Annotated in this window: 2 protein-coding genes; both read right to left on the bottom strand. The window is 76.8% G+C overall.

Annotated features, from left to right (window positions below; genetic code table 11):
* Positions 1-23: 23 nt before the first annotated feature.
* On the bottom strand, positions 24-1,169 hold the full coding sequence (locus ACIQOV_RS41050) for a glycosyltransferase (RefSeq protein ID WP_401056196.1): 1,146 nt from the start codon (positions 1,167-1,169) through the stop codon (positions 24-26).
* Positions 1,166-1,496 (bottom strand): hypothetical protein (locus ACIQOV_RS41045; RefSeq protein WP_401056194.1); only part of this gene is annotated, 331 nt, incomplete at its 5' end. The genes ACIQOV_RS41045 and ACIQOV_RS41050, both read right to left, overlap by 4 nt.

Below are 1,496 nucleotides of genomic sequence, written 5' to 3'. Positions count from 1 at the left end.
GGACGGGCCCGGTCCGGGCCCGCTCAGCCGAGCGCCTCCAGCCGGTCCGCCGCGGCCACCGCACCGCCCCCGGCGAGCAGTCGGCTCCCGACCTGAACCGCCCGCTCCCGGTGGGCCGTGGAGTCCAGGACGGCCCGCAGCGCGTCCGCCAGCCGCACCGAGGTGACGCGCGCGAACGGCACCCGCAGCCCCGCGCCCGCCGCCGCCACCTGGCCGGCCACGATCGGCTGGTCGTGCCGGATCGGTGCGGTGACCAGCGGCAGTCCGTGCGCCAGGGCCTCGCCCACGGTGTTCATCCCGCCGTGGCAGAGCACCGCGTCCAGCTCGCCGCGCGCCATCAGCTCCAGCACCGGCGCCCGCCCCACCGCGACGGCCCGGGAGGGGAGTTCGGGCAGCAGCTCGCTCGGCGCGGCGAACACCGGCTGCACCTCGTCACCGCACAGCTCCAGCGCCCGGACGGACCGGGCGAGGAAGTCCGCGCCCAGCTCGCCGGCCAGGGTCCCCATGGTGACCAGCACCCGGCGCCGGCCGGGCTGCAGCCGCTCCCACGGGAAGTCCGGATCGTGCGGCCGCGCCGGGATCACCGGCCCGACGAGCGCGTGCTTCGGCGGCGGGGTCGAGCCGGTCAGGGCCGGACCGGTGGTCGCCAGGACCAGGGCGGGGGAGAAACGCGGGTCCAGGTACTCCTCCGCGGGCAGCCCGGCGCGTTCCCACAGCCCCCGCAGCAGCCCGGTCATCCAGGCCTCGACCTGCGGCAACGCCCGGTAGGGGCGCCCCAGTTCCATCGCCCCGGGCGCGAAGGACGCCCACGGCAGACCGTGCCGGTGCGCGACCAGCGCGCCCGCCGGAGTGTGCTGGTCGACCAGCAGCACATCCGGCCGCCACTCCCGTACGACGGCGTCCAGCGGCTTCAGCGTGAACCTGGTGTACGGGACGATGAAGCCCTCCCAGAGCGAGCGCAACGCGGCCAGCCCGTGTCCGCCCTGGGCCCGGAACGCCCGGGTGCCGGTGCCGAGCACCCGGGCCTGCGGGCCGAGCAGCGGGCGCAGCACCGATTCGGTGCCGGTCCAGGCGACGTGGTGGCCGCGTGCGGTCAACTCGGCGGCGATGCCGGCGGCCGGGTTGACGTGGCCGGTCAACGGCGGCATCACCAGGAGGAACCGGGTCATCGTGCGCCCTCCTCGGGGAGCAGTCGCTGGACGTCGGCGACGGTCAGGGCCTCCAGGGCGGCCAGGTCGAGCCCTGCGCGCAGCGCGGCCAGGTCGGCCTGCGGGCCGAAGCGCCCGCGCAGCCGATCGGCCAGTTCGGCGAGTTCGTCCTCGTCGAGCAGCAGGTCGCCGTCCAGCCGGGCGTCCGGGGTGACGTGACGCGCCCAGCCGGGCGGCGCACCGGCCACCTCGACCAGCAGGGCCGCCACGTGCGGGTCCTGCACCTGCTCGGCGATCCGTGCGGCGACCACGGCGTGCGAGCCGGACTGCTCCGAGATGAACGCCACC

Source organism: Kitasatospora sp. NPDC091257 (assembly GCF_044757675.1).
GTDB lineage: Bacteria > Actinomycetota > Actinomycetes > Streptomycetales > Streptomycetaceae > Kitasatospora > Kitasatospora lactacystinica.
Note: the sequence above shows the minus strand (reverse complement) of the source record. Positions and strands in the feature narration are given on the sequence as shown.